At 71.5% G+C, this 25,721-nt stretch carries 22 protein-coding genes and 1 riboswitch; of the genes, 11 read left to right on the top strand and 11 right to left on the bottom strand.

Translation table 11 applies throughout. The annotated features are described in order from the left end of the window. Positions 1–25: 25 nt before the first annotated feature. On the bottom strand, positions 26–610 hold the full coding sequence (locus ACXJY8_RS16280) for an HK97 family phage prohead protease (RefSeq protein ID WP_463770659.1): 585 nt from the start codon (positions 608–610) through the stop codon (positions 26–28). A gap of 83 nt (positions 611–693) precedes the next feature. On the opposite strand from ACXJY8_RS16280, the gene ACXJY8_RS16275 reads away from it, so the two are divergent. Together ACXJY8_RS16275 and ACXJY8_RS16270 are read left to right on the top strand one after the other, a co-directional pair. After that, positions 694–930 (top strand): type II toxin-antitoxin system VapB family antitoxin, encoded by a 237-nt coding sequence (locus ACXJY8_RS16275; protein ID WP_463770657.1) that lies wholly within the window; start codon positions 694–696, stop codon positions 928–930. Positions 931–932: 2 nt separating this feature from the next. Then, entirely contained in the window at positions 933–1,343 is a 411-nt protein-coding gene (locus ACXJY8_RS16270; RefSeq protein WP_463780705.1) for a type II toxin-antitoxin system VapC family toxin, read from the top strand. Here the strand turns inward: ACXJY8_RS16270 and ACXJY8_RS16265 are convergent. The 5 genes from ACXJY8_RS16265 to ACXJY8_RS16245 form a co-directional block, all read right to left on the bottom strand. After that, positions 1,319–2,497, bottom strand: a complete 1,179-nt coding sequence (locus ACXJY8_RS16265; protein ID WP_463770656.1) for a phage portal protein — start codon at positions 2,495–2,497, stop codon at positions 1,319–1,321. The two genes, ACXJY8_RS16270 and ACXJY8_RS16265, sit on opposite strands and share 25 nt — an antisense overlap. A 34-nt stretch (positions 2,498–2,531) precedes the next feature. Continuing rightward, positions 2,532–3,809 (bottom strand): DNA-packaging protein, encoded by a 1,278-nt coding sequence (locus tag ACXJY8_RS16260; RefSeq protein ID WP_463770655.1) that lies wholly within the window; start codon positions 3,807–3,809, stop codon positions 2,532–2,534. Then, on the bottom strand, positions 3,754–4,482 hold the full coding sequence (locus tag ACXJY8_RS16255) for a hypothetical protein (RefSeq protein WP_463770654.1): 729 nt from the start codon (positions 4,480–4,482) through the stop codon (positions 3,754–3,756). Before ACXJY8_RS16255 ends, ACXJY8_RS16260 begins: the two co-directional genes overlap by 56 nt. Before the next feature lie 117 nt (positions 4,483–4,599). Then, on the bottom strand, positions 4,600–5,772 hold the full coding sequence (locus tag ACXJY8_RS16250) for an acetyltransferase domain-containing protein (RefSeq protein ID WP_463770653.1): 1,173 nt from the start codon (positions 5,770–5,772) through the stop codon (positions 4,600–4,602). Further along, positions 5,772–7,892, bottom strand: coding sequence for a TonB-dependent siderophore receptor (locus ACXJY8_RS16245; protein ID WP_463780703.1), 2,121 nt, complete (start codon positions 7,890–7,892; stop codon positions 5,772–5,774). Before ACXJY8_RS16245 ends, ACXJY8_RS16250 begins: the two co-directional genes overlap by 1 nt. A 223-nt stretch (positions 7,893–8,115) precedes the next feature. Further along, positions 8,116–8,325: riboswitch (cobalamin riboswitch) on the bottom strand. 212 nt (positions 8,326–8,537) lie between these two features. Between ACXJY8_RS16245 and ACXJY8_RS16240 the strand changes: the two genes are divergently transcribed. Next, a complete protein-coding gene (locus ACXJY8_RS16240; RefSeq protein ID WP_463770652.1) occupies positions 8,538–8,954 on the top strand; it encodes a cupin domain-containing protein in 417 nt (138 codons plus the stop codon). Positions 8,955–8,982: 28 nt separating this feature from the next. Here ACXJY8_RS16240 and ACXJY8_RS16235 read toward each other — a convergent pair whose 3' ends face one another. Continuing rightward, the gene (locus ACXJY8_RS16235) at positions 8,983–9,552 is read right to left on the bottom strand and encodes an SH3 domain-containing protein (protein ID WP_463770650.1); all 570 of its coding nucleotides are present in this window, start codon (positions 9,550–9,552) and stop codon (positions 8,983–8,985) included. A gap of 276 nt (positions 9,553–9,828) precedes the next feature. Between ACXJY8_RS16235 and ACXJY8_RS16230 the strand changes: the two genes are divergently transcribed. The 3 genes from ACXJY8_RS16230 to ACXJY8_RS16220 all read left to right on the top strand — a co-directional run bounded on the left by ACXJY8_RS16230 (position 9,829) and on the right by ACXJY8_RS16220 (position 12,512). Then, entirely contained in the window at positions 9,829–10,833 is a 1,005-nt protein-coding gene (locus tag ACXJY8_RS16230; protein WP_463770648.1) for a 2-hydroxyacid dehydrogenase, read from the top strand. 143 nt (positions 10,834–10,976) lie between these two features. Next, positions 10,977–12,017 (top strand): sensor histidine kinase, encoded by a 1,041-nt coding sequence (locus ACXJY8_RS16225; RefSeq protein ID WP_463770645.1) that lies wholly within the window; start codon positions 10,977–10,979, stop codon positions 12,015–12,017. 69 nt (positions 12,018–12,086) lie between these two features. Then, positions 12,087–12,512, top strand: a complete 426-nt coding sequence (locus tag ACXJY8_RS16220) for a SufE family protein (RefSeq protein ID WP_463770643.1) — start codon at positions 12,087–12,089, stop codon at positions 12,510–12,512. Positions 12,513–12,522: 10 nt separating this feature from the next. Here ACXJY8_RS16220 and ACXJY8_RS16215 read toward each other — a convergent pair whose 3' ends face one another. Together ACXJY8_RS16215 and ACXJY8_RS16210 are read right to left on the bottom strand one after the other, a co-directional pair. Next, positions 12,523–13,329 (bottom strand): DUF6456 domain-containing protein, encoded by an 807-nt coding sequence (locus ACXJY8_RS16215; RefSeq protein ID WP_463780701.1) that lies wholly within the window; start codon positions 13,327–13,329, stop codon positions 12,523–12,525. Between the two features lie 304 nt (positions 13,330–13,633). Next, the gene (locus ACXJY8_RS16210) at positions 13,634–14,068 is read right to left on the bottom strand and encodes a Ros/MucR family transcriptional regulator (protein WP_463770641.1); all 435 of its coding nucleotides are present in this window, start codon (positions 14,066–14,068) and stop codon (positions 13,634–13,636) included. 453 nt (positions 14,069–14,521) lie between these two features. Between ACXJY8_RS16210 and ACXJY8_RS16205 the strand changes: the two genes are divergently transcribed. Beyond that, the gene (locus ACXJY8_RS16205) at positions 14,522–16,675 is read left to right on the top strand and encodes a S9 family peptidase (RefSeq protein WP_463770638.1); all 2,154 of its coding nucleotides are present in this window, start codon (positions 14,522–14,524) and stop codon (positions 16,673–16,675) included. Positions 16,676–16,684: 9 nt separating this feature from the next. Here ACXJY8_RS16205 and ACXJY8_RS16200 read toward each other — a convergent pair whose 3' ends face one another. Together ACXJY8_RS16200 and ACXJY8_RS16195 are read right to left on the bottom strand one after the other, a co-directional pair. Then, complete coding sequence (locus tag ACXJY8_RS16200; RefSeq protein ID WP_463770636.1) at positions 16,685–20,281, bottom strand: AsmA family protein; 3,597 nt, start codon at positions 20,279–20,281, stop codon at positions 16,685–16,687. 114 nt (positions 20,282–20,395) lie between these two features. Continuing rightward, positions 20,396–20,650, bottom strand: coding sequence for a hypothetical protein (locus ACXJY8_RS16195; protein ID WP_463770631.1), 255 nt, complete (start codon positions 20,648–20,650; stop codon positions 20,396–20,398). A 402-nt stretch (positions 20,651–21,052) separates the two neighbouring features. Between ACXJY8_RS16195 and ACXJY8_RS16190 the strand changes: the two genes are divergently transcribed. From ACXJY8_RS16190 to ACXJY8_RS16175, 4 genes are all read left to right on the top strand, one after another. Beyond that, positions 21,053–23,419 (top strand): ATP-dependent helicase, encoded by a 2,367-nt coding sequence (locus tag ACXJY8_RS16190; RefSeq protein WP_463770629.1) that lies wholly within the window; start codon positions 21,053–21,055, stop codon positions 23,417–23,419. Positions 23,420–23,823: 404 nt separating this feature from the next. Next, on the top strand, positions 23,824–24,540 hold the full coding sequence (locus ACXJY8_RS16185) for a PhoH family protein (protein WP_055945921.1): 717 nt from the start codon (positions 23,824–23,826) through the stop codon (positions 24,538–24,540). A 133-nt stretch (positions 24,541–24,673) separates the two neighbouring features. After that, positions 24,674–24,931, top strand: coding sequence for a hypothetical protein (locus ACXJY8_RS16180; RefSeq protein WP_463770626.1), 258 nt, complete (start codon positions 24,674–24,676; stop codon positions 24,929–24,931). A 159-nt stretch (positions 24,932–25,090) separates the two neighbouring features. Continuing rightward, on the top strand, positions 25,091–25,717 hold the full coding sequence (locus ACXJY8_RS16175) for a LysE family translocator (protein WP_463770623.1): 627 nt from the start codon (positions 25,091–25,093) through the stop codon (positions 25,715–25,717). Positions 25,718–25,721: the final 4 nt, after the last annotated feature.

Genomic DNA, 25,721 nt, shown 5'->3' with positions numbered 1-25,721 from the left:
TGGGTCTCGGAGCGGACGTGGACGGTCATGCGAACCTCGCGGAGCGGACGGGACGGAGGGCGGCGGGCCGGAGCCCGGGCCGGGTGGAGGGGGGAACCGCGCGCCGGGACGGCGCCATGCGGTGGGCCAGGGCCCGGATGTCGCGTGCCAGGATCGCGTCCGCCGGGGCGGAGCCGGTCGCGGCCCGGGCGGCGGCCGTCTGGGCCGGGGCCGCGATCCGCGCCCCGGTCTGGAGCGGGAACGTCACCAGGGAGATCTCCCAGAGGTCGATCGCCTCGAGCCGGCGGGTGCCGCCGCGCTCGGGACGGGCGCGCACCGTGCGAAACCCGATGGAGAGCCCGTCGAGGCCGCCCGCCCCGAGGAGCGCGTCGAGCTCGCGGGCGCGCTGGACGGAGAGGTTGAGCTGGCCCGCCACGAGCAGGCCGCGGCCATCCTCGCGCAGGGAGAGCCAGCGCCCCACGGGTTCGGCCGGATCGTGCTGCCAGAGCATCCGCACCCCCGCGACGCCCCGCGCCGCGAGGCTCGCCGCGAAGGCGCCCGGCGCCACCACGTCGCGCCCGAGATCGGGCACGCCGAACAGGCTGGCATAGCCGGTGAAATGGCCGTCCATGGGAGACTCCGCTGACAAGGTCCGGTGACAGCCGGCCAGGGGTGGGATATCCTCGCTACATCGAGGGATATTCGGAGGCGCCGATGCCGCTCTACATCAAGGACGACCGCACGGCGGCGCTGGTCGCGCGTCTCGCCGAGAGGGCCGGGGTGACGAAATCGGAGGCGGTCTACCGGGCCGTCTCGGCGGAGCTCGCCCGGATCGCTCCCGTCGTGCCCCTGCGCGAGCGGTTCGCCGCCCTGCGCGCCCGCCATCCGCTGCCGGCCCCGACGGGCGAGGCGGCCGACAAGGCGTTCTTCGACGACCTGAGCGGCGCGTGACGATCTTCGTCGACGCCTCCGCCCTGATCGCCATCATCACCGGCGAACCGGAGGCCGATGCCCTGAGCGACCGGCTGGAGGCCGACGCGGATCGCCTGTGCTCCGCCCTTTCGGTCTGGGAGACGGTGGCCGGCCTCGTTCGCAGCTACGCCTTCACGGTGGAGGCGGCCCGGGCGCAGGTGCGTCTCTACCTCGAGGCCGGCGCCATCCGCTTCGTGCCCCTCGGGGAGGCCGAAGCCGACCTCGCCATCGCGGCCTATGACCGCTTCGGCAAGGGCCGGCACCCGGCCGCCCTGAACATGGGCGATTGCCACGCCTATGCCTGCGCGCGGGCCCACGGCGCGTCCCTCCTCTACAAGGGCGACGACTTCGCGCGAACCGATCTCGCTCACCCGCCCGGCATCGGCCCGTAGCCCACCGCCTCGCGCTTCTCCGCCTCGGTCAGGAAGTCCGCGGCCTGGACCCGGCGCCACAGGCTCTCGCGCTCGGGGGCCAGGGCCTCGATGGCGTCGAGGTCGGGCTCCAGGCGGGCGGGGCCGAAGGCCGGCTCCAGCCATTGGGCCAGGGCCTCGGCGGTGCGCCGCACCAGCGGGATCACGGTCTGGCGGTAGAAGGCGCGGTTGGCCTCGGCGTAGTTGGCGTGGGTGTTGTCGCCGGGCAGGCCGAGCAGCAGGGGCGGCACGCCGAAGGCCAGCGCGATCTCCCGGGCGGCCCCGCTCTTGGCCTCGACGAAATCCATGTCCTTGGGCGAGAGCGCCAGGGGCTTCCAGTCGAGCCCGCCCTCCAGCAGCAGCGGCCGCCCGGCATTGCCGGCGCCCTGGTAGTTCGCCTCGAGCTCGCCCTTGAGCCGGGTGAACTGCGCGTCGCTCAGGGTGGAGCCGGCGGCGGTGGCGAAGACCAGGGCGCCGGAGGGGCGCGCCGCGTTGTCGAGCAGCGCCTTGTTCCAGGCGCCCGCCGCGTTGTGGATGTCGAGGGCGACCGCCGCCGCCTCCATCGGCGAGAGGCCGTAATGGTCGTCGGTGGGGTGGAACAGGGTGAGGTGGAGGATCGGCGGCACGCCGTCCCCGCCCTGGTCGAAGCGCAGGGTGCGCCCGCCCACCGCGTAGTCGTAGGCCGCCGGCCAGCCGTCGGGGCCGGCCACCACCCGCATCCGGTCGGGGCGCAGGGCGTGGAGCTCGCGGGGCACGCCGTCGAGGCCCGACGCCTGGAGGTAGGCGTTGCCCGAGACCATCAGGTGCCCGTAGAGCGATTCGAGGAGCGCCGCGCCGCCCTGGCGCGGGTTCGGCCGGGCCAGCAGCGCCGCCAGGGGATGCGGCCCGGCCGCGCCCGCCCCCACCAGCCCGAGCGGCAGGGCCGCGGCGGCCTCGGCCACCAGCCGCACCGCCCGGTGGACGATGGCGTTGCGCTGGAAGCCCTCGCGGGCGAGCGCCCCGATGTTGCGCGGCGTCCAGGAGGCCCGGCCCTCGCCGTAGAAGGCGACGCCGGCGCCTCCGAGGGGGCCCGCGAGGGGCGCCGCTTTGGTGGCGGGCACGGCGCGGCGCACGAGCCGGGAGAGGAGGTTCGCCATCGGGGCCTCGCGAGGAACGGATCGGATGCGCGACTTACAGGCGCCGGATGCGCGGCTCGGGGCCGCGCAGGAGGAGGTGCGTCAGCGCCCAGACCAGGGCGTCGAGGCGGTCCGGCGAGGCGCCGGAGGAGAGGCCGTCCGGCCCGAAATCGCAGAGCTCGTCCTCCAGCGCCGGCAGGGCGCCGACATGGTGGACGCGTCCTTGGGCGTAGAGCACCGAGACCGGCTCGGCCCTGAGATACTTGCCGCGCGTGGCCCGCACCGCCGTCACCGGCACCGCGGCATCGACCTGGTTCAGGACCGCGGTGGCCATCTCGCCGCCCTGATTGACCTCGACCACGAGGCTGTCGGCGGCCAGGCGGTGGTAGAGCGCCAGCGCCGCCGAGGCCCAGGCCTCGGGGGCGGCCCTGCTTAAGGTGGCGTCGGCCAGCACGTAGGCGTGGCCGGCATCGTCGAGGCCGGCGGCGACGATCCCGCAGGCATCCGCCCCGGCCTTCGAGGAGGCCGGCGGGTCCACCGCCACCACGATGCGGCGCAGCTCCGCGGGCGCCGCCGGAACGCGGGCGGCCTCCAGGCCGTCCCGGGTCCAGAGGCCGTCGGCCCGGTCGGAGATCAGCTCGCCGTCGAGTTCCTGGCGCCCCAGGCGGGTGCCGGCATAGCGCCCCACCACCGCCTCGAGGAAGGCCGGGGCGAGGTTGGCGGCGTTGTCGGCGGTGCGCGCCCGGCTGACCACGGTGAGCGGGTCGGCCAGGATCCGCCGCAGCAGCGGGATCGGCCGGGGCGTGGTGGTGACGAGCCCGCGCGGGTGGTGGCCGAGGCGCAGGCCGAACTGGATCATGTCCCAGGCGGCCTCGGCGTAGCGCCACTTGGCGATCTCGTCCGACCAGGCCGCGCCGAACTGGGGCCCGCGCAGGGAATCCGGCTCCTCGGCCGAGAAGGCGAGGCCGACCGCGCCGTTGTCCCATTCCAGGCGCCGGCGCGAGGGCGACCAGCGCGGCCGCCGCCCGGCCAGGCCGAGGAGGCCGGAAGGGCCCTCCACCATGACGTCGCGGACATCCGCGAAGGTCTCGCCCACCAGGGCGATGCGCCCGACCGGCCGGGCGGTGAAGGCCGGGTCGCCGAGCGCCAGGGCGCGCACCCACTCGGCCCCCGTGCGGGTCTTGCCGGCGCCGCGCCCGCCGATCACCGCCCAGGTGGTCCAGTCCGCCAGGGCCGGGCAGGGCGGGAGCTGGTCGTCGCGGGCGGCCAGCAGCCAGTCAGTCGCCAGGGCCCGGATCTGGGAGGGCGGCAGGTCCGCCAGCAGCGCCGGCATCCGCCCGCTCGCCGCCGAGCGCCTCAGCGCGGCGCGCGATCTCCGCGCGCAGGGCGGGCAGATCGTCGGCGGGCAGATCGTCGGCGTCGCCGTTCCCGCCCGGCTCGTCGAGACCCGGCCCATCGCGTCCTCCCCGCCCGTCTTCCGTGGTCTCGTCGAGGAGGCGCTTCAGGCCGCCGAGGTCGCGCAGGACCCGGGCGCTGTCGAAGGCCGGAACGCCCGCCGCCCCGTTCAGCGCCGCGTCGAAATGCAGGATCTGGCGGGCGATCTGCGCCCGCAGCGCCGCCCGCATCCTTCGGGGGTCGGCGTCCGGCCCCAGGGCGCGCCCGACCTCGCCGGGCCGGCGCCCCTCCAGGCCGCACTGGGCGAACAGGGCCTCGGCCCGGTGCCGGGCCACGCCGAGCGCCACGGCGAGGTCGCCGATGTCGATCCAGTCCTCGCGGTAGAGCCGGGCCACCGCCGCCCGCCGGGCTGGCTTCCAGCGCTCGGGGGTGAAGGCCGTGGAGGCCGTCGCCGCCGTGGGGCGCCAGCCGTAGCGCTTGTTCCAGGTCCGGATGGTGGTGACCCGCACGCCGGTCTCGGCCGCGATGTCGGTGACGGGCCGCTGGGTCTCGCGCATGGCCGCCTCGACGGCCCCGCGGATCGACGCGACGATCGGCACCAGCGTGGTCATCGCCGCCTCCCTCGCCACTCACACTTCCTGAGCGTGCCCTCTTGATACCTCAGGAGCGTCGCGGTGTCAAACATAAAATCCTATGTTCGGACTTTATTCTAAAGGCGCGGCTGGGTGCTAGAGGTAGCTCAGGCCGGGCCAGGCGGCGCGGCGCTTGAGGCCGACCATCCAGCGGCAGGCGAGCCAGAGCGGCGGCGCCAGGGCCGCCGCGACCAGCCAGATCTGCCACGGCGCCTCCGCCTCGATCCGCCCGGAGGGGCCGCTGAGGCCGAGCGCCAGGGCGCCGTCGTGGAGCAGGCGCAGCAGCCAGAGATGGGCGAGGTAGAAGAACAGCGGCGCGCCGCCGAAGACGCACAGCCAGCCGAGGCGTCGCGCCGGCACGGCCTCGAACAGGGCGAGGAGGACGAGGCCGAGCCCCAGCGTCAGCAGCAGGAAGTCGGCCGAGGGCGGATACTTGGTCAGGTTCAGGAAGGAGAGGGCGGTCAGGAGCGGTGTCGCCCCCGTCCGCCACGGCACCGGCTCGCCGTAGCCGTCGAGGCTGCGCAGGATCAGGAAGGCGGCGAGGGCCGCGCCGCCGAGCGCCAGCAGCCCCGCGCGGCGGGTGGCCGGCGCGACCCCGCCGGCGAAGAGCGGACCCAGCGCGTAGCCCGCCGCGATCACGCCGAACCAGGGCAGCACCGGATAGGAGGTCCGCGCCGCGCCCCAGGGCAGGTCGACGACGCCGCGCTGGTGCAGGATCGACCAGAGGACGTAGCCGGTATCGCCGGGCCGGAGCAGGAGCCCATCGAGCCCGTTGTGGCCGAGCATCACCGCCACGGCGAAGAGGATCAGGCCGGCGCGCGGCAGCCAGAGCAGGCCGGCCAGCGCCACCATGCTGAGGCCGATCGCCCAGATCACCTGCAGGTAGAGGATCGGCGGCAGGAGGCTGCGGGTCCAGGCGAGGTTCACCAGCGTCACCTCCAGCAGGATCAGCAGGAGGCCGCGCTTGAGCAGGAAGGCGCTGGCCGCGCCCCGGTCGCCGTGCTTCTGGGCGTAGAGGCTGGCCGAGAGGCCGGTGAGCAGGATGAAGACCGGCGCGCAGAGGTGGGAGGTCAGCCGCGTCAGGGCGAGGTCCGGCGGGGTGAGGCCGAGATCCATGGGGTCGCGGACCTGGGCGTGCAGGTAGACGAACTCCCGCACGTGGTCGACGAGCATGAGCAGCATGACGAGGCCCCGCAGGGCGTCGATCGAGGCGAGGCGGGCGGCGGCAGGGGGCGAGGCGGCGCCGGAGGACGCCTGGGCGGGGCGCATCAGAACCGCACCGAGAGCGTGCCGGTGAAGCGCCTGGGCGCGCCGGGATAGACCCGGAAGGCGTTGTTCGAGCTCTCGTAGTAGGTCGCGTCGAAGAGGTTCTCGATGTTGAGCCCGAAGCGCATGTTCTCGTAGCGGTAATAGGCCAGGGCATCGACCGCGATGTAGGCCGGGAGCATGAAGCCGGAGCCCGCCGCGTCCCCGGCCCGCTCGCCGACCCCGCGCACCCCGCCGCCGAGGCCGAGGCCCTTCCAGGGGCCCGCCTGTACCTCGTGCACGGCGAGCAGGCTGCCGGAGTGGCGCGGGATGTTGATCAGCGGCGCGCCCACCGGCAGCACGTTGTCCTTCGTGACCACGGCGTCGGCGTAGACGTAGCCCGCCAGGAGCTTGATCTCCGGGGTGATCTGGCCGGCGGCGGTGAGCTCGAAGCCCTGGCTGCGCACCCCGCCGGCCGCCAGGGAGAAGCCGCTGTTGTTGGGGTCGGCCGTGAGCACGTTCTGCCGCTCGATGCGGAAGGCCGCCGCCGTCAGGCCGAGCGCGCCGCCGAACAGGTCGAGCTTGGCGCCGACTTCGTAGCCGAGGCCGGTCTCCGGCTCGAACGGCACGGAGCGGGCCACCGCGAAGGCGTCGGGGCCGATATTGGGCCGGAAGCTGGTGCCCACGTTGGTGTAGAGGGCGAGCTCCGGCAGGGGCTGGTAGACGAGGCCGGCGCGCGGCGTGGCCGCCACCCGGGTCTGGTCGACCTGGGTCGCCGTGGTGCGCTCGCGGAAGGATTGCTCGAAGAAGTCGAACCGGACCCCGAGCAGGGCCTTCCACTCGGGACTGAGGGCGATCTGGTCCTGGGCGTAGAGGGCCGTGCTGGTGATCCGCTCGAGGTTGTTGCGCCGGATGGTGAGCGGCGGCAGGGCCTGGCCGTAGCGCGGATCGTAGATGTCGAGGCTGTAGGGGCTCTGGCGGAAGTTCGAGCGCTCGTAGACGACGCGGCTGTCGGTGCTCTCGCGCTCGAAGCCGAGCAGCACGGTGTGGCCGAATGCGCCGGTGGCGAAGCGCCCGACCACCTCGGCCTGGCCGATCGCCGTGTCCCAGCGGTAATCGCGAAAATTCCGGTCGCGTAGCACCGTGCGGTTGTCGGCGGCGATGGCCCGGATCTCCGCCGATTCGCCCAGCAGGGAGCCGGTGTTGAAGTGGGTGGCCAGCCGCATCTGCCAGTCGGCGTCGAAGCGGTGCTCGACCCGCACCTGCATGGTGTCCGAGCTCTGGTACGTGCTCTGGCCCGGCTCGCCGAGGAAGCGCGAGATCGGCAGGAAGCCGAGCTGCCTGTTGATCGCGATCACGCCCCGGTCGAAGACGACGCGGTTGCGCAGGAACTCGGTCTCGACGGTGACCTTCGTGTCCGGCGTGACCTGCCAGCTCACCACGGGCGCGACGAGGAGCCGGTCGCCATCCACGAAATCGCGGAAGCTGTTCTGGCGTCCGCCCGCGAAATTGAAGCGGTAGAGCAGCGTGCCGTCCTCGTTCAGGGCGCCGCCCGCATCCACGGTGCCGCGGAATTGCTCGAACGAGCCCCAGAGGCCGCCCATCTCGACGAAGCGCTCGGCCGTCGGCTGCTTGGTGACGAAATTGACGAGGCCGCCCGGGTCGCTGCGCCCGAACAGGCCGCCGCCCGGGCCCTTCAGCACCTCGATGCGCTCGACGTTCTGGGTGTCGGGCGGCGGCGGCGAGCCCCGGTTGATCGGAAATCCGTTGCGGTAGAGTTCCGAGGTCGTGGTTCCGCGCACGGCGTAGCTGAACACCGTCAGGCCGCCGAAATTATTCTGCTGGGCGACGCCGGGCGTGTAGTTGAAGACCCGGTCGACCCGGGTGGCGGCGAGGTCGGTGATCACCGCGCGGGGCGCGACGGTGACGACCTGGGGCACGTCGCGCTGGGGCGTGTCGGTCTTGGTGCTACTCACCGCCCGATCGGCCCGGTAACCCGGCGTGGGGCCGATCAGCCCGATCCCGGGGGCGAGGCCCGCAGCGCCCGTGGCCGGGGCGCCGCCCGCCCCCTCCACCGACAGTTCCTCCAGAGTGACGGACTCCTGCGCCCGCGCCTCCAGGGCCGGCGAAGCCGCCGAGAGCATCGCCGCGAGCGCGCAGCGCGAGCCCCGCCGCCCCGACCGCCGTCGCGCGTCGGCCGCGCGGGGCGGGTTCGGGATCGCGGCCTTCGCGGCGGACGGGCTCGGACGGAGGGACACCGGTGGCGCTCATGGTTGTCGAGCGACGGCCGAGCGGGTGCCCTCGCGGAACCGGGTGCGTCGGCAGCCGGGCCCGGTCCAGCGCTCCGCCGGGACACCCCGCCCGAGAGACGTAACGTCGTGCAAGGCAGGTCTCCTGGCTCGCGGGTCGTCGCCCTCGCCTCGGCCTTCCCGGTGATCGGCACCAGTGACGCTGGACGGAAAGAGCTCACCGCTGACAGTTGCGGGGGCAGCTTCGGAAACGCCCCTGCGAGCGCCCCGAATTCCCTCTTAGCCCCCGGGCCGACGACCCGCGGGAACCTTGACCGTTCGACCTTGTCCCGTGGGCGGCCGGCAAGTCAACGGGGGTGCGCCCGGATTTTTGCAATGTTGTAACATTATGAAGTGTCGGCCCGATCACGTTCGCGCGGGTCCCGCCGCGTCGGGGCGGCCGAACCGGTCGTGCGGCCGGCGGCGCTGGCTGCCCGGCGGCGATTTTTCGGCTAGGCTGCGGGGCTTTGGGAACGACGGGCAGGGAAGGACACGCGGGCCATGGATAGGGACAGCCTGACGGCGCACGGCGTCTTCGACGTGGCGGAGCAGGCCGCGCGCCTGCCCGAGACCTCCGACACCATGGTGGCGGATCACCGCTTCACCGACGATCCGGCGGCCAGCGCCCGGGTCTTCCGGGTCTACCGGCCGACGCCGCCGCACAGCCACGCCTCCTGCGACGAGTACCTCTACGTGCTGTCCGGGCGCTGCCTGATGAAGTTCGGCGACGAGGCCCCCGTGGAGGTCGGCCCCGGCAAGCTGGTCTTCTTCAAGCGCGGGGTGGTGCACTCGGTCCCCGAGATCCTCGAGCAGCCGATGGTGTTCCTCTCCGTCGACACGCCCCGGCGCGAGCCCCGCGACATCCGCTTCGTCGCCGACGGCACCGGCACGCCCGACACCTTCATGCGGCAATCGTGAGCCGCGGCCGCCGCCGGGGGCGCGCGGCCTACTCCACCTTCTCGTTGGGATAGACCCCCCAGAGCCGGTCCTGGCGGATGTAGCCGTCGACGTCGCCGCGCCGCTGGGGCATCGCCACGATGATCCGGCACCAGCTGCCGGTACAGGCCTTGACGCTGCCGATGACGCCGGCCTGGAGGCGGGCCTCCTCGCCGGAGGCCTCGTCGGCCTTGGCGTAGAGCGGCACCGGGGCCTTGTCGCCGCCCTTGTCGCTTCCCTTGCCGGCGGTGACGATGGAGGTGCGCCGGCCCGAGAGCAGCGAGTGCAGCACCCAGCCCTCGGTGCCCTCCGAATCGCGGATGCGGCGCCAGGTCTCGAACTCGGCCACGATCTCGACGGGCAGGCCGGCCCGCTGGAACACCCAGAGGGTGCGGTGGTCCTTCGAGGGGCCCTCGCGCAGGTTGACGCGGTCGGTCTTCAGGCTGGCGTAGCGCGGCAGCGGCAGCTTCGTCACCGGGCCCAGGGCGACGTCGGGCCCGGCCCCCGGCGCCGGGGCGGCCGCGGCGGCGCCGGCCGACAGGAGGGTCGCGAGGGTGAGGAGCAGGGCAGGCGCGCGCATCGTCCGGTGATCCTTCACGCTGTCCGGAGCAAGCCGCAGGGTGACGGCCGGCCCCGGCGTGCATTGTGTTCCGCGGCCTCTCTGGTAGAGAGGCCTTAGGGTCGACAGGACCCTGGGGTCGCGGCCTTCCGGCCGCCGGCCCGGTCGTCTCGAATGTCTTGACCGGTGCGTGGTTAACGCACGGTAAGCCTGCGGCGCCGCCCCCGCATCGGAGATCGCGCCGGAGACCGGCCGGGTCGGATGCGGGCCGGTCGACGCCGTTCGCGGGGAGGGTGCATGTCGTCGTTGAAGCGCAAGCCGCTGGTGGTCGTCACGCGGCGTCTGCCCGAGGTCGTCGAGACGCGGATGCGCGAGCTCTTCGAGATCCGGCTCAACACCGACGATGCCCCGATGGCGCCCGAGGCCCTGATGGCGGCCCTGCGCGAGGCCGACGTGCTGGTCCCGACCGTGACCGACGAGATCGATTCGGGCCTCCTCGCCCAGGCCGGCCCGAACCTGCGGCTGATCGCCAATTTCGGCAACGGCGTCGATCACATCGACGTGGCCGCGGCCCTGGAGCGCGGCATCACCGTCACCAACACCCCCGGCGTCCTCACCGAGGACACCGCCGACATGACCATGGCGCTGATCCTCGCCGTCGCCCGCCGGGTCACCGAGGGCGCCCGGATCATCCCGGACGACGCCTGGACCACCGGCTGGTCTCCGACCTGGATGCTCGGCCGCCGGATCACCGGCAAGCGCCTCGGCATCGTCGGCATGGGCCGGATCGGCCAGGCCCTGGCCCGCCGGGCCAAGGCCTTCGGCCTGCAGATCCATTATCACAACCGCCGGCGCGTTCCCGCCCAGATCGAGCGCGACCTCGACGCGACCTACTGGGAATCCCTCGACCAGATGCTGGCCCGCGTCGACATCGTCTCCGTGAACTGCCCGCATACCCCGGCCACCTACCACCTGCTCTCCGCCCGCCGCCTCAAGCTCCTGAAGCCCGAGGCCGTGGTGGTGAACACTGCCCGCGGCGAGGTCATCGACGAGACTGCGCTGGCCCGCCTGCTGGAGGCCGGCGACATCTCCGGGGCCGGCCTCGACGTGTTCGAGCAGGAGCCCGCGGTGAGCCCCCGCCTCGTCAAGCTCGCCCGCGCCGGCAAGGTCGTGCTCCTGCCGCACATGGGCTCGGCCACCCACGAGAGCCGCGTCGACATGGGCGAGAAGGTGATCATCAACATCAAGACCTTCATGGACGGGCATCGCCCACCCGACCGGATCCTGCCGAGCATGCTCTGACGGTCGTGCCGTCCCGCCACATCCCAGACACCTGAGGATAAGGCCCTCATCACAACGTAGGATCGGAACGGGCCCATGCCCGGCACGTTGACCGGCGCTGGCTGTGGCGGGGCCGGTGCTTGGAACGGGTGGATCGAAAAATCATGGCCGCGGACACACCGTCGACCGAGGCGGCATCGGTGAGTGTTATGGGTTGCGGCGAGTTCCGGCGTTTTGCGGATTTCGTGCCCTTGATGATGTGGCGGGCCGATCCCCAGGGCGCTGCCGTTCACCACAACGAATCCTGGCTCGCCTTCACGGGCCGTTCGGTCGAGGAGGAGCTTGGTCACGGCTGGCGCCGGGGCCTGCATCCCGACGACCTGGAACGCCATGCCGCCATCGTGGCCAAGGCCTTCGCCGCGCAGGAGCCGTTCACGTCCGAGTTCCGGCTGCGGCGCCACGACGGGGCCTACCGCTGGCTCCTCGATACCGCCAAGCCCTTGCGCGAGAACGGCGATTTCGTCGGATTCCTCGGCACCTGCTTCGACATCACGGACCGCAAGCATGCCGAGGAGCATTCCGAGCGCGCCCTGGTCGAGAAGGAGGCGCTGCTCGCCGAGGTCTATCATCGGGTGCGCAACAACCTCCAGGTCATGGTCAGCCTGATCGGGCTCTACGGCCGCGCCGCGCCGCCCCCCTGCCGGGGCAGCTTCGAGGCGCTGGGCCAGCGGGTGCGCGCCATCGCGTTGGTGCAGCAGCACCTGCACGAAGCACCCCACATCGCGTCCATCGACCTGCGCGACTATCTGCACCGGCTCGCCTCGGGTCTCGGTCAGCTGCGCCGGGCCGGGCGCATCGGGGTCACCGTCGGCGGTCACGGCACCAGCCTGGTCGAGCCGCGCACCGCCAATGCCCTCGGGATGATCGTCGCCGAGGTGGTCTCGGAATGCCTCGACACCACCGCCGAGACGGTCGCCTGCACCATCGCGATCCAGATCGATGCGGCGGCCGGCGGTCCCGTGCGCCTCAGCATCGTTTCCGGAGCGGGCGAGGGCGCCGCCCCCGGCAAGCTCGAAGTTCCCAATCTCGGCCCCCGCCTGATCGCCGCCTACGCTTCTCAGGCCGAGATCGCCGTGAGGGGGATCGGCACCCCCGCCGAGCCCCTGGAACTGCAACTGCCCGAGGTGCTGGCGCAGTCGGTCTGAGGATCGCATTGGCGCAGGCATGGACTATATGCGCAGGGGTGCCGCCGCACAGGAGCCGTTCCCCCGACCATGCTGCCAGACATCGAGACGATCATCGACAATTTCAGCATCCTCGACGAGGGGCCGGACCGCTACGAGTACCTGATCGAACTCGGGCGCGCCCTGCCGCCGTTTCCGGAAGAATTGTTGACCGAGGAGAATCGGGTCCACGGCTGCGAGAGCCAGGTCTGGGTCGAATCCCACGTCGACCGCTCCGAGACGCCGCCCCGTCTCCATCTGCGCGGAACCAGCGACTCGGTGATCACCAAGGGGCTGATCGCCCTCGTCATGGCCCTCCACGAGGGCAAGGCGCCGGAGGACATCGCCAAGGTCGACGTCTTCCAGACTTTCAAGGAGATCGGTCTCGGGGCCCACCTCACCTCGAAGCGCTCCAACGGCGTCCGTGCCATGGCGGAGCGCATCCACCGGGATGCGATCCGCCTGACAGCCGCCTGAACGGCCAGCGTCAGCTCCGCTGCGCCGCCGGGTTGGATGCCGCCCGCCACAGGCGCGGACGGCTCCGGTCCGGTCCGACCGCTTCGCGTTCCAGCCCGTAATGTTCGGCCAGCCTCGCCAGGGCGATGCGGGCCACCACCTTGGCCGAGCGCGCCGGCCAGCGCCGCTCCGCCTCGATCCGCTCGAGGCCCTTGAGGAAGCCGCACAGGTCGATCAGCAGGCCCGACAGGTCGTTGCCGACGGCATCGAGGGCCGAACGGACCCGCTGGCGCGCAGCCAGCATCGCGTCGGAGCCGGCGGCCGGATCGCGCGGCCCCGATCCATCGACCTTCACACCGCTCCAATCCTGGCCCATCCGCGGCAGGAGCGCCGCTCCGGTGAGATCGCGGCGCAAGCGCTCGCCCGCTTCGAAGCAGGCCGTATCAATGAGGGGCGTGCCGTCGCGACCCCGACGCCGTGCCATCCAGGCCAGAGGACTCTCGGAGGCGTCGCGGGCCGGTCGGTCCGGCTCGCCCGCGGTGCCGACGAGATCGAGATGCTGCGCGAGGTAGGGTGTCTGCGCGCCGGCGAGCTCCCGTCGGATCCTGGCCCGCCCCGCCGGGCTGATCGTCAATCGGGCCCTGCGTCCCGAACCGCGCTCCGCCAGATCCTGCGCCAGAAGCTCGGCGCCCGCACCTTGCCCGAAGCGGCCGCCCCCGAGGGAAATGCCGGTACCGCCCTCGCGAACGATCCAGCCCTCGCTCTCGGTGGGATCGGGGAGGGCGTAGGCGCCCTCCTGCGCCAGGGCATTGAGCATCCGCCGAGATTCGGGATTCATCGTGCCGGTGCCGAGGCGCGGGACCCGGGCCTGTGCGGCGCCGGTGCGAGGCACCCGGACCGGGCCAGTAGCGCCGATCGATGGAAAAGTCCGATCAATGTTCATGATTTGTTCCAGTACTCAGGACAAGGGCGGCGGCCACCGTTGCTCGGACAGTACGGGAAAAATATCCTAGTTCAAGTCTTGACGGCTTTTTCGCTGACCGCGGGTCGCGTGCTAGAGACGTCGGCCATGGTGCGACCGTGGCGTCTTCGCACGCAGAGCGTGGCTCCGGAGAAAGCAGGATCTCCGGAGCAGTGCCGGATCAGGCCGCCTCGTCGTAGTTCCCGTTGCGGGTCTGTCCGAGACCGATCGCCTTCGCGAGGTCGGAGCGTGCCTTGGCGTAGTTCGGGGCGACCATGGGGTAGTCCGGCGGCAGGCCCCACTTGGCACGGTACTGCTCGGGGCTCATGTCGTACTTGGCGCGCAGGTGACGCTTCAACGATTTGAAGGTCCGCCCGTCTTCCAGGCAGACGATGTGATCGGCCGTCACCGACTTCTTGACGGAAATCGCGGGCTGAAGCGGCGCGGCAGACGCCTTGGATTCGACTTGTCCGCTGGCGATCTGCGTCAGAGCCCCGTGGATGCGCGTGATCAACTGGGCCAATTCGCCGGGAGGCACCGGGTTGTTGCTCACATAAGCCGATACGATGTCGACAGTCAGCTCAACAAAATCCGCGGAGTTTTCGATATCGTTCATAATCGGAAGAACTCTCCTGACGCGATGCACTGATAGGGTACCCAGGCAGTCCGACCGCCTTGGTGTCGGTGCTGGCTTGTTCCGCGGATCGATTCCGCAGCGTCACCGTTTGATCCACGTGCGCTATAGAATGCTCAGCAACTTCGCCTGCTATGATGTCTTCGTATTCTATTCTGCGCAACGTCGCAAGACGTGCGTGCGCACTTCGACAATATCAAGCAACCGGTGAGAATAATATTTCAACCATGCCGACTTCACGGAATTTCCCGTCCGGACGGCTGGGCACGCATCGTCGTTGATCTCCCAGACAGATTGCCGCAGAAGCCGGTGGCATAGGTCAGGTCGCTCCTTCGATCTTCGAGCGCTTGCTTGCCGATAGCGTCCGCGCCACATGGCACGGCAACATGGAGCGACAGCGCCCCGTGTCTCGACTCCGCGCCAGGATTTTTTGCGATGGCCTCCCAGTCAACCACCATCTCGGTTTCAGCCACCGCTCCCGTCGCGGAAGTGCGTCCGCACACCTACGAAGTCCATGGCCGGGTGATCCGCGACGACTATGCTTGGCTCAAAGCCGACAATTGGCGGGACGTCCTCAAGCACCCGGATACCCTCCCCGAAGATATCCGGGAGCACCTGGCAAGCGAGAACGCCTATTCGGAAGCCGCACTGGCGAGCACGGCGACGCTGCGCAAGACCCTCGTCGCCGAGATGCGTGCCCGCATCCGCGAGGACGACAGCAGCGTGCCCGAGCCGGACGGGCCCTTCGCCTACTACACCCGGCATCGCGAGGGCGGACAGCATCCGCTCGTCTGCCGGCGGCCCCGCACCGTCGTGGTGATCCCCGGGCAGGGAGCCGAAACCGCAGCCGATGGCGGCCCCGAGGAGGGAGAGGTCATCCTCATCGACGGCGACCGCGAGGGCGAGGGCCTCGCTTTCTTCGAAATCGCGGCGGCGGTCCATTCCGACGATCACCGGCTGCTCGCCTGGGGTGCCGATACCAAGGGGTCGGAACTGCACGGCATCCGAATCCGAGATCTCGAGAGCGGCACGGATATGCCGGACTGCGTCGAGGCGACGACCGGAGAGGTGGTCTGGACCGCCGACGGTCGCGCGTTCTTCTACGTCGCGGTCGACGACAACCACCGCCCCGCGCGGGTGATGCGCCATCGCCTCGGCACCGCCCAGGATGCCGACACCCTCGTCTATGAAGAGGCCGATTCCGGTTTCTTCGTCCATATCGAGGAGACCCAATCGGGCGATTACCTGATGGTCACCGCCAGCGATCATGAGACGTCCGAGGTTCATCTCCTCGACCGTCGGACGGGGGAGGGCGCCCTGACCGTGGTGCAGCCGCGTGAGCCGCTGCTGATCTACTCGGTCGAAAACTGGGCCAACCACCTCTTCATCCTGACCAATGCCGACGGCGCCGAGGACTTCAAGATCGTCACCGCCCGGGTTGAGGCGCCCGGCCGCGAGAACTGGACCGACGTGATCGCCTACCGCCCCGGTGTGATGATCCGCCACCAGCACGTGATCGCCGATCACCTCGTGCGTCTGGAGATCGAGAACGCCCGCCCGCGTCTCGTCGTGCGCGACACCAAGGGCAACGAGCACGTGGTCGCCTTCGCCGAGGAGGCCTATTCCCTCGGCCTGCAGCCCGGACATGAATTCGAGACGGCGGTGATCCGCTTCACCTACTCGTCGATGACCACGCCCGCGGAGACCTACGATTACGACTGCGTCACCCGGGCCCGGCAGCTGCGCAAGCGCCAGACCGTTCCCAGCGGACACAACCCGGAGGATTACGTCACCCGGCGCCTGTTCGCCACGGCGCCGGACGGCGAGACCGTGCCGATCTCGCTGCTGCACCGGCGTGACTGCGCCCTCGACGGATCGGCGCCGCTGCTGCTCTACGGCTACGGCTCCTACGGCACGCTGATGCCGGCGGCCTTCCGCACCAACCTTCTCTCGCTGGTCGATCGCGGCTTCGTCTACGCCATCGCGCATGTCCGCGGCGGGACCGAGAAGGGCTGGCGCTGGTATCTCGACGGCAAGCGCGAGAAGAAGCCCAACACCTTCTCGGATTTCGTCGCCTGCGCCCGGGCGCTGATCGATGCGAACTATACGGCACAGGGCCGGATCGTGGCCCATGGCGGCTCCGCTGGCGGGATGCTGATGGGGGCGGTAGCCAACCTCGCGCCGGAACTGTTCGCGGGCATCGTCGCCGACGTACCCTTCGTCGACGTGCTGAACACCATGCTCGACGGCGAACTGCCTCTGACGCCGCCGGAATGGCCGGAATGGGGGAACCCGGGCGAGAGCCTCACGGCCTTCGAGACCATCCTGGCCTACTCCCCCTACGACAACGTGGCGGCCAAGGCCTATCCGGCGATCCTGGCGCTCGGCGGCCTGACCGACCCCCGCGTCACCTATTGGGAGCCCGCGAAGTGGGTCGCGCGCCTGCGAGCGACCATGACGGGGGGCGGTCCGATCCTCCTGCGCATCAACATGGAGGCCGGCCACGGCGGCGCCGCCGGTCGCTTCGACCGCCTGGAGGAGGTCGGTCTGATCCAGGCCTTCGCCCTGCTGGCCGTCGGCAAGGCCTGAGGAGCCGCATCAAGGCTGTGGCGCCGCTTCGGGCTGCGGAGGATTGGCCTCCGGAGGCGGCTGGCGACGCGCAGCCTCGGTTTCGCGCGCCTGCGCCCCACGGGCGGCCTCGTCGGCCGCCTGCTGCGCCCGCAGGCGTGCCTGGCGCGCCGCTTCCTCGGCCGCCAGCTTGTCTGCCGCAGCCTTGATGGCGAGCGCGCGGGCCTTGTCCATCTCGATGCGGGCGCGGCGGCGCAGGCGTTCGCTCTGATCGGCCTCGAACAGCTCGATCTTCTCCAGTTCGCGCTGAAGCACCAGGGCGGCGAGCCCGTTGGTCACCGGTCCGGCATCGACGCTGCGCTCGGGGTTGCGGATCGGACCGGCGAAGCCGAGCTGGATCGACGGGTTCGCCCCGCTCCAGCCCTTGGGCGCCTGGCCGGCGACGAGCGTCCCGCGCGCATCGAGTCGCGCGTCTCGCAGGTCGATGCCGAGGGTGCCGCTCCAGCGCGCGGCGCCGAGGGCGAGCGTCAGCGGACCGGCGCGCAGGCTGCCGCCGACGAGGCTGGCGGGGGTCGTGACCGGCCCCGCCACGGTCAGCGGTCCTGCGCCGAGCTCCTCGACGACGAGGGCCTGCAGCCGGCCTTCGCGCAGGGGATCGTCTTCCGCCAGAGCCCGTCCGAGCGCCCGGTCGAGGCCGGAGGGATCGGCGCCGGGCAGGCTGAGGCCTGCGAGCGTGAGCGTGCCGCTGCCGCCGAGGTTGTTCATCAGTCCGGTGAGGCTCTCGCCCGAGCTGCCGAAGCGCAGCTGGGCCGTGACCCGGCCCTCGACCGGTCCGGCCCCGACCAGACCGGGGATCTCCGCGTCGGTGATCTGGCCCTCGCCGGAGAGCGCGGCGGCGCCGCCCTGACGTGTCGAGGTCGCGCGTCCCGCGACACGTCCGCCAGCGAGGGTCGCGTCGAGGTCACGCAGGGTCAGGGTCTCGCCGTCGAGGGCGACACCGAGGGTCGCGCCGGTGGCGGTGAGTCCGCGTCCGAGGTCGAGACTGTCGACCCGGAGGCTGAGGGAGACCGGCGGACGCCCCGTCGGAACCGGCGCGAAACGGGCGCTCGCGGGGCTCTGTCCGGGTCCGCGCGGGGCCTCGGCCGGCAGGATCGTGGCGCCGGCGAGCAGCGGCAGGGACAGCCGGGTCAGGGTCGCGCTGCCGCCGATCGCGCCATCGGGTCCGGCGGTCAGGTCCGCCGAAACGGGCTGGCCGGAGATTCGGCCGACGAGGCCGAGGCGCGCCTCGGCTCCGGTGCGCGACAGACGCAGGCCGAGTTCGGCCGGCAGGGGGCCGGGGATCGCCGTGGCGCTGCCGGCCAGAACGAGGAGCGGCGCCAGGTCGGGCAGGCCGACCTGCAGCTCGCCCGCCCGGGGCAGGGGGTCGGCGGCGTCGAGGACGACCGGCTGCACCGTGGCGACGGAGATGTCGGCGATCGTCCCGCTCAGGCGCAGGGCGAGGCCGGGGCCCTGTCCGGGACCGTCGGCCGGGGCGGGAGCCCCCGTGATGCGCAGGCGGCCGGGCCGGCGCAGGGCCGGGATGTCCGTGCGTCCGAACCAGGGTGCCGCGTTCGCCGTCGCGATGGTCAGGTCGAGCGTGTCGATGCGGCCCGCCCGGCTCAGAAGGTCGAGATCGAGGGTGCCGCCGGCGGCATTGCCCCTGGCGCCGACCCGCAGCGTGTCGGCGGCGCCCGCATCCCGCTCCAGGCTGACGGCGAGGTCGAGGGCGCCGGCCCGCAGGAAGGCCGGGACCCCGCGGGCCTCCGCCACCCAGACCCGGTCGAGCAGGGCGAACAGGGGGGCGGCCACCGCCGCCGAGACCTGGCCGGCGATCCGCCCCGTGCCGTCCGGGTTGATCCGGCCCGAGAGCCTGGCATTGGCTCCGGCGAGATCGGTGATGGCGAGGCTGTCGACCACGAGGCTCGGTCCGTCCGACTGAATGCTCGCGGCGATCGTGCCGTTGCCCGGCTGGGTACCGGCGGGGCCGTAGCGCACGTCCCGGGCCTGGAGGGTGATCCCGACATCGTGGCCCCGCAGATCGGCGAGGGTGCCGCTCAGCACCGGCAGGGCGGCGATGTCGAGGCCCTGTGCGGCGAGCTGCGCGTCGAAGCGTCCCCGCTCCGTGCCCTCCGGCGCCGTGTAGCGGGCGTTGCCGGTGATGCGGGCCTCGCCGAGGCCGAGGCGCAGGTTGCGTAGGGACACCGTGCCGGCCGCCACCGACAGGTCGGTGGTCAGCTGCACCGGGCGCCCGTCCATCACCGCCACGGCCGGTCCCTCGAGCCCGAGGCGGCGCAGGTAGCGGCCGAACCCGTCGGAGGCCGGCGTGTCCAGGGACAGGTGTCCGGTGAAGCGCGCGCCCGCCTCGATGTCGATCTCGCCGCTGGCGCCGACGGCCGCGGCGCCCGGGGCGGTCGCGTCGAGACGGCGCAGGACCACGCCGCCCGTGCGGTCGAGGGTGCCGCTGGCGCCGACGCCCGTCCACTCGTCGAGGCCGAGGATCAGGCTGTCCACCGTGAGGTCGAGGTCGACCATGATCGGCAGCCCGAGCCCGTTGCGACCGCCGGTGGCCGGCACGCCGCGGGCGATCAGCGCCTGCCCGGCCGCCGAGGTCAGGAAGGCGTCGAGGTCGAGGCGCCGGGCGGTGAGGGCGAGGGCGCCGCGCCATTGTTTGAGGTCGATCTGGCCCGTGCCGCCGAGGCGCAGGGCCTGCCCGCCGGGATCGATCTCCAGGGCGACGTCGGTGAACCGCGCCGTCAGGCCCCGGCCCTTGAACTTGCCGGCGAGAGAGAAGGGGAGATAGGCGCCCGCTGCCTGGACCGGCGGCCCGACGACGATCCGGGCGCTGCCCTCGGCCACCGCCGCCGCCAGGCGCCGCCCGCCCGTGCCGGTGCCCGCGGGGGCGAGGCCGATGCGGGCGTCGGCCTCGAACCGGGGCTGCGTGTCGCCGCCGCCGGCGATCTTCACGCCGACGCCGTCGGAGCCGATCTCGCCCGTGGAGACGCGGAAGGGCACGCCCCGGCTCGTCCCCTCGGCCCGCCAGGGGCCGGCGAGGGCGGGCGCCGAGATCTGCAGGGCCTCGGCGTAGAACTGCTCGGTCCGACCCGTCGCCGGCACCTGGGTCGTCAGCACGAACTGCCGGATCGACAGGTCCTCGATGGCGAGGTCGCGCCGCAGGGCGGCCGAGAGGCCGCGCGCAGGCAGCAGGATCGCCTCGCCGTCGGTGACGGGAAGCTTGACCTCGGCCCGGCCGACCCGCGTCTCGGTGAAGCGGATCTCGCCCTTCAGGAGCGGCGCCAGGGCGATCTCGGCCTTGATCCACTGCAGGTCGAGCTGGGGCTGGTCGAGGGCGGCCCCCGGCGCAGCGCCGGTGCCCGGGCCCAGGCGCAGGCGGTCGAGCTTGAGGCGCGGCGAGGGCAGGAGCCGGAGGCCGATGCGTCCCTCGGTCTGCGCCGCGATCCCGAGGGAGCGCGCGATCGTGCGGTCGAGCGTGCCCCGATAGCTCTCCCAGGCCACGAAGGGCGGAACGGCGAGGGCCGCGACGAGGAGCAGGATGACGGCGCCCGCCAGCGCGGTCAGGATGTCACGCACCGTCTCTGTTCCGCCTCGTCACCCGGGCCGGGACCCGCCCGCCGGCGGACATAGCACAGGGAATGCCGGTGCGCGCCAGGGCCTGCGCGGCGCGCCCGGCCCGGCCGTTCGGCCTCAGCGGCGGCCCGGAACCACGATCGGGGCGGCGGGCGCACTCGGCCGGAACAGGTCGCTGCGCTGGATCTGCATCCGCGTCTGGTTGGTGTCGAACTGCTGGCGCTGCTCGATGCCGCGCAGTTCGCTGCGGGTGGAGAGGCGCTCGTTCGTGTCGTTGAGGCTGTCGACGCCGCGGGAGGAGACCTGGGCGAGAGCCGGACCGGCGGCGAGAACCGCGAGGCCGGCGAGGAGGAGGGCTGCAGAGCTGCGCATGGCGTCGTCCTTGTCCGGTGGACCGTGATGTCTTGATCTGGTGAGACGACTCGTCCGCGGGAAGGCGGGTTCCCGCAGGTGGTTTCCCGCAACTCTGCGTGAGACTGCCGCATCGCTCTTCGGAGGCGGCGCCCGGCCCGTGTGGGCGTGGAAGCGGAAACGGCCCGCGCAGCGCCCGCACGACGTGATTGGGCGACGGGAGGTCGGCACTGCGCAGGCGCCCGACCCTTCGGCGCTCCCCGTGATCAGGCCCGTGGCGATCCACTCGGCGAAATCCACGCGGTCGGGCAGGTCCTCGCGCCACCGCACGTCTAGGACGGCGGGACCCGTGGTGGATGCCGGGTGGTTACCCGAACGCGCGCGACTCTCGACGCCGTTCGCGTTTTGGTCCAGGGATGCGCGATGACTCAACGCTTCGACGCGGCCGGCCCCACCGCCTCCGACGCCGCCCCGACCTCCATCGCCGCCCGTGCCATGGCCTCCCTGCGGCCGCAGGGCAGTCCCTACCTGGAAGGGCTGAACGACGAGCAGCGCCGCGCCGTCGAGGCGACGGACGGGCCGGTGCTCGTCCTGGCCGGGGCCGGCACCGGCAAGACCCGGGTGCTGACGACGCGAATCGCCCACCTCATCGCCACCGGCAAGGCGCGGCCGTTCGACATCCTCTCGGTGACCTTCACCAACAAGGCCGCCCGCGAGATGAAGCACCGCATCGGCGGGCTCATCGGGCCGGCCGGCGAGGGCATGCCCTGGCTCGGCACCTTCCATTCCATCGGCACCAAGATCCTGCGCCGGCATGCCGAGCTGGTGGGCCTGCGCTCCGATTTCACGATCCTGGGCATGGACGACCAGCTGCGGCTGATGAAGCAGGTCATCGTCGACCAGAACATCGACGAGAAGCGCTGGCCGGCCCGGGCCCTGTCCTCGGCCATCGACGGCTGGAAGAACCGCGGCTTGACGCCCGAGCAGGTGCCGCCGGGGGAAGCCCAGGCCTTCGCCTTCGGCAAGGGCGGCGCGCTCTACGCCGCCTACCAGGCCCGGCTCCTGACGCTGAACGCCGCCGATTTCGGCGACCTGCTGCTACTCTGCCTCAAGCTCTGGCGCGAGAACCCGGACGTGCTGGAGAATTACCAGCAGCGCTTCCGCTACATCCTCGTGGACGAGTACCAGGACACCAACGTCGCCCAGTACCTCTGGCTGCGCCTGCTGGCGCAGGGCCACCGCAACGTCGCCTGCGTGGGCGACGACGACCAGTCGATCTATGGCTGGCGCGGTGCCGAGGTCGACAACATCCTGCGCTTCGAGCACGATTTCCCCGGTGCCGTGGTGGTCCGCCTGGAGCGCAACTACCGCTCCACCGGCCATATCCTCGCCGCCGCCTCCGGCCTCATCGCCAAGAACGAGGGCCGCCTGGGCAAGACCCTGCGCACCGAAGACGTGGCCGGTGAGAAGGTGACCGTGTCGGGCGCCTGGGATTCGGAGGAGGAGGCGCGCCAGGTCGCCGAGGCGATCGAGAGCCTGCAGGCCAAGCAGCACCCGCTCTCCGAGATCGCCGTGCTGGTGCGGATCTCGGCGCAGATGCGCGAGATCGAGGACCGCTTCGTCCAGCTCGGCCTGCCCTACCGGGTCATCGGCGGCCCGCGCTTCTACGAGCGGGCGGAGATCCGCGACGCGCTCGCCTATCTGCGCGTCACCGCCAATCCCTCCGACGACCTCGCCTTCGAGCGCATCTTCAACACGCCGAAGCGGGGTCTGGGCGACGCCACCCTGCAGGCGCTGCACGCCTATGCCCGGGCCGAGCGGGTGCCCCTGCTCCAGGCCGCCCGCCTGGTCGTCGAGACCGACGAGCTGAAGCCCCGCGCCCGCTCCGGCGTCCGGGCCCTGGTCGAGAGCTTTTCGCGGTGGTCGCGCCTCGTCGGCACGCAGCCCCATTCCGAGGTGGCGCAGACCATCCTGGAGGAATCCGGCTACACCGAGATGTGGCAGAAGGAGAAGTCGGCCGACGCCGCCGGGCGCCTGGAGAACCTCAAGGAGTTCGTGCGCTCCATGGAGGAATTCCCGGATCTCGCCGCCTTCCTCGAGCACGTCTCCCTCGTCATGGAGGCCAGCGAGCAGGAGGGCGCCGACCGGGTCTCGCTGATGACCCTCCACGCCGCCAAGGGCCTGGAATTCGACACCGTGTTCCTGCCCGGCTGGGAGGACGGCCTGTTCCCCAACCAGCGGGCCCTGGACGAGAGCGGCCGCGCCGGGCTGGAGGAGGAGCGTCGCCTCGCCCATGTGGGACTGACCCGCGCCCGCAAGCGCGCCAAGCTGTCCTTCGCCGTCAACCGGCGCATCCACGGCCTGTGGTCCTCCACGGTGCCGAGCCGCTTCATCGACGAGTTGCCCGAGGACAGCGTCGACGTGATCGACGCGCCCGCCCACTTCTCGGCCGGAGCCTCGCGCTTCGACCGCAACCCGACGCCCTTCGGCTCGTCCTACGGCACCCCCGGCTGGCAGCGGGCCCAGGCCAATACGGCGCAATCGGGCAACGCCAACGGCTACGGGGTGGGCAACCGCCCGGCGGCCGGCCGCGGCGGCCCGCGCCAGATCGAGGGCGAGCTCATCGCCAAGTCCACCGGCGCGCCTTCGGCCTTCAGCGTCGACATGCGGGTGTTCCACACCAAGTTCGGCCCCGGCACCGTCGCGGGTGTGGACGGCAACAAGCTGACCGTTGATTTCGACAAGGCCGGCCGGAAGATGGTCCTCGACAGCTTCATCCAGGCGGCCTGATCGCGGGACGCCGGGGGCTGCGGAGGGCGTCGTGCCGATGCGGACTGCGTCTTTTCGGACACAGGACCAGGCAATCGGCCGCTGCGGCCGATTTGCTCCCGCAGTGCAGCATCAGCGCAGACTTTGTACATCATTCGCAAGAATAGTTGTTGTCACGCCCCTGTCGCGCCCGGCGCGGCATGGTGCGTGCAACGCGAAGTCCTGCGGTCATCGGGGCCGCATCGGAAATCCACAGGCTTGATGGACCCGCCCGGAACTTGAGGGCGGTCTCCGGATTGGCTGTGAAGCGGGCGAGGTGGAAAGGATCGCCGAAACGGGAACGGTCAAGGAATGATGCGAAGCCAGTTCAGCAAGTCAGGCTCAGATTAAATCCAGGTTGGCAAGTCCGGTTGGAGTGTTGATCGATGAAGAGACGCCGCGCACGACTTGAACTCGTTGAGGACCGTCCGGTCCGGCTGCACAAAACCCGCTTCGACGAAGAACGTAACTTAAGTCCGATCCAACCCCTCACCGACCGGCAGGCGCAATATCTCGACGCCCTCGCCCTTCACAAGCAGGTCATCGTGCTCGGCCCGGCCGGCACCGGCAAGACCTTCATCGCGGGCACCCGCGCCGCCGACCAGCTCCGCCAGCGCCGCATCGCCAAGGTGATCATCACCCGGCCGAACGTGCCCTCGGGCCGCTCCCTCGGCTTCTTCCCCGGAACGCTCGAAGAGAAGATCGCCCCCTGGGTCGCGCCGCTGACCGAGACCATGAAGGAGCGCATGGGCGAGGCCGCCTTCGAGATCGCGGTGAAGACCGGCGACATCGAGGTCGTGCCCTTTGAGGTGATGCGCGGGCGCACCTTCAAGAACTGCCTCGTGATCCTCGACGAGGCGCAGAACACCACCACCGCCGAGATCAAGATGTTCCTCACCCGCATCGGCGACGATTGCCAGGTGATCATCAACGGCGACGTTTCCCAGACCGACCTGCGCGAGACCTCGGGCCTGCGCACCGTGATCCACCTGATCAAGAGCCGGATGATGCCGATCCCGGTGGTGGAATTTACCCTCGACGACATCGTCCGCTCGGGAATTTGTGCTGAGTGGGTGCGGGCTTTCGAGGAAACGAATCTCTGACTCGGGTGTTATCTGCGGCGGGCCGGAACGGGGCTCGCCGCTCACTCCGGTGCGCGACACGCGTTTCTCGGCCGCCGGTGCGAGAGAACCAACCGGGTGCCGCGCTCGGATTTAAGAGAATGGGAGTCTTCACGTGAGGAAACTGACCCTAGCCTTCGCCGTGCTCGCCTCGCTCGGCGGTGCCAGCCTCGCCACCACCGCCTCGGCCGCCCCGGGCGCTCCCATGGGCGTGACCGCCCCTGAGACCGTGTCCACCGTGCAGATGCGCATGGAGCGCCGGATGGAGCGTCGCATGATGCACCGTCGCATGGAGCGCCGGATGATGCGCCGTCACATGGAGCGCCGCATGATGCACCGTCGCATGGATCGCCGGATGATGCACCGGATGTGATCGGTCGCCCGATCTGACCGGTCTGGAGAAGGGTCCCTCGCGGGGCCCTTTTTCGTTGGGCGCCGGGCTGGCCCGCGTCCGGACCGGGCGCTGCCGGCGGCGGCCTTCTGGTAAGGGGACCTGTGCCGTCGCGCGCGACGCGCCAGGAGTGCTTGCCCCGTGACCTTCCAGACCTGGTGGCTGTTCCTCAGCGCCGTCTTCCTCCTGTCCGGCACGCCCGGCCCCAACATGCTGCACGTCCTGGCGCGCAGCGTCCGGGTCGGCTGGCGTCGCAGCCTCGCCGCCATGGCCGGCTGCCTGAGCGCGGTGATCCTGGTGCTGGTCGCCTCCGCGGCCGGCCTGAGCGCCGTCCTCCTGGCTTCGCCCATCCTGTTCGACGGGCTGCGCTATGCCGGTGTCGCCTACCTCGTCGTCCTCGGCATCCGCGCCTGGCGCGGACAGGACGGGGCGCTGGGCGTACCCGGCGCGGAGGGGGCGCCGGCACCCCTCGGACTGGCGCGGCTCTACCGCGACGGGCTGCTGATCGGCCTGAGCAACCCGAAGCTCCTCCTGTTCGCCAGCGCCTTCCTGCCGCAATTCGTCGAGCCGACGCGGCCGCAGGCCCCGCAATTCGCGATCCTGGTCGTCACCTTCGCGGGGGCGGAGCTGTTCTGGTACGCGGTCTACGCGCTCGGCGGCCGTCGGCTCGCCGCCTCCCTGACCCGCCCGGCGCTCCGGCGCGCCTTCGACCGGATCACCGGCGGGATCTTCCTCGGCTTCGGCGTGATGCTGCTCGGCACGCGCTGAGCCG

It is taken from the genome of Methylobacterium sp. TK31 (assembly GCF_055361545.1).
Note: the sequence above shows the minus strand (reverse complement) of the source record. Positions and strands in the feature narration are given on the sequence as shown.